The 1,406-nt window shown below is 64.9% G+C and carries 2 protein-coding genes; one reads left to right on the top strand and one right to left on the bottom strand.

What is annotated here, in order from left to right; all coding sequences use genetic code 11:
* A partial coding sequence (locus DBR22_RS09555) for an MFS transporter (RefSeq protein WP_146187450.1) occupies positions 1-795 on the bottom strand: 795 nt, incomplete at its 3' end.
* 48 nt (positions 796-843) lie between these two features.
* Here DBR22_RS09555 and DBR22_RS09550 point away from each other — a divergent pair.
* A partial coding sequence (locus tag DBR22_RS09550) for an IclR family transcriptional regulator (RefSeq protein ID WP_181365104.1) occupies positions 844-1,406 on the top strand: 563 nt, incomplete at its 3' end.

The following is a 1,406-nucleotide window of genomic DNA, read 5'->3' as shown; positions in this document are numbered from 1 at the left end:
GGTGGCAACAGCGAAGAGGACGCTGACACCCAGGTAGGGGGCGCGCAGCAGTGAGGAGAAACCGGAGGGTTCCTGGTCTGCATTGCCCTTGCCGGCGGCTTTGCGTGCCGCCTTGGCCGCCTTGTCTGCGGCACTGACCGGGGCCAGCGTCTCGGGAAGGTATTTCAATCCCAGCGGCACCACGATCAGCAGGGCCAGAACGGCCACCAGGAACATGGATTCCCAGCCGAAGGCGGGGATGAGCTGAATGCCCACGAGGGCGGCGATGGATCCGCCAATCGGGACACCGGACATCATGAGGGTCGCGATGATGGACCGCCATTTTGCGGGGACCAGCTCTGCCACCAGGGCGTTCGCCGAAGGCACCAGGCCGCCGAGGCCGATGCCGGCAAGCAGGCGCAGGATCCCGAAGATGGCTGCGTTCGGAGCAAAGGCGCACAGGACGGTGAAGATGGAGAAAACGACGGCGCAGCCAAGGATGGTGCGGCGGCGGCCCCAGGAGTCCGCCATGCGGCCGGCGAAGATCGCTCCGATCATCATGCCCAGGAAGGCCATGGATCCGATGGTTCCGGCGGTGGCCTTGGTCAGGCCCCAGCCGGTTTCCGCGATCAGGGAGGACTGGACGGTGCCGTAGACAATGAGGTCGTAGCCATCGAAGACCACCAGCAGCCAGCAGACAAGGACGGCCGCAGCCGAGCCTTTGGTGAACCGCGACGCAGGCCCGTCCGCGGCAGTTGGGGCAGTAGCCACCGGGGAGGACCGTTGCGGCACTGCAGCGGGAAGGTTGTGATTCATCCCACTACTGTCGTGGCGCCCCCGGATGAACCACAATACAATTCTGACATGCAGAACTATTCCCCCTCCCCGGCGACGGGTTCCGCGCGTGCTCCCCGCAAAAAGCCTGTACAGAAGAGGCCTACGTATTCCATCGAGGCGGTGGACAACGCACTGCAGCTGCTGCAGATGCTGCGCGACGGCGGACCGCTGCGGCTGAAGGACGCAGCAGTGGAGCTGGGAGTGGCGCCGTCCACCGCACACCGCCTTCTGGCAATGCTGGTCTACAGGGGCTTTGCCGTTCAGGACGAAACACGGCGCTATGTGCCCGGTCCCGCTATGGGCGTCGGTCCGGCCGGCCTCAGCTGGACCAGGCTGCTCCGATCGCTGGCCCAGCCGCATATGGAGCTGCTGTCCGCCCAGCTCAACGAGACGGTAAACCTGATGGTGCGGGTGGGAACGAAAGTGCGCTTCCTGGCCACGGTGGAAGGAAACAACGTCCTGCGTGTGGGTGACCGGCAGGGAACGGTGATGCCGGCGAACAAAACCTCGGGCGGCAAGGCCATGCTTGCCGAACTGGCGCCGAATATGATCGAGCAGCTCTTCCGCAGCAACAATGCAGAGATCGGCGG

Source organism: Arthrobacter sp. HMWF013 (genome assembly GCF_003061105.1).
In the GTDB taxonomy this organism is placed as follows: Bacteria; Actinomycetota; Actinomycetes; order Actinomycetales; family Micrococcaceae; genus Arthrobacter.
The sequence above is the reverse complement of the archived record's forward strand: the minus strand, read 5'-3'. Positions and strand labels throughout refer to the sequence as shown.